The sequence below is a fragment of the Ralstonia sp. VS2407 genome, from assembly GCF_052950655.1.
Genome location: NZ_JBRFVG010000201.1, coordinates 1 through 488 on the forward strand (window position 1 = coordinate 1; position 488 = coordinate 488).

1 protein-coding gene is annotated in these 488 nt (G+C 68.2%); it reads right to left on the reverse strand.

Annotated elements, in window-relative coordinates:
- Positions 1 to 488 (reverse strand): protoheme IX farnesyltransferase (locus ACU8YE_RS24615; protein WP_446930048.1); only part of this gene is annotated, 488 nt, incomplete at both ends.

Here is a 488-nt window from a genome sequence, read left to right on the forward strand (position 1 = left end):
TCCCGGAGATGAACGGCATCATCGTGACGGCGAACAGGATCACCGTGTACAGCAGGATGTGCAGCCGCGTGAACTGCTCGCCGTGCGTGACGGGCAGCATCGGCAGGCCGGCGTTCTCGTAGTCCTTGCGGCGGTAGAGCGCGAGCACCCAGAAGTGCGGCGGCGTCCACACGAAGATGATCAGCACGAGAATCCACGCGTCGCCGGGCACCGCGCCCGTGACGGCCGCCCAGCCGAGCGCGGGCGGCATCGCGCCGGACGCGCCGCCGATCACGATGTTCTGCGGCGTCATCGGCTTGAGCAGGAGCGTGTAGATCACCGCGTAGCCGACGAACGTCGCGATCGTCAGCCACATCGTCAGCGGATTCGTGAACGTGTAGAGCGTCCACGCGCCGAGGCCGCCCAGCACGGTCGAGAACGCGAGGATCTGCAGGGTCGTGATCTCGCCGCGCGCGGACGGACGCCACGCGGTGCGCCGCATCATCGCG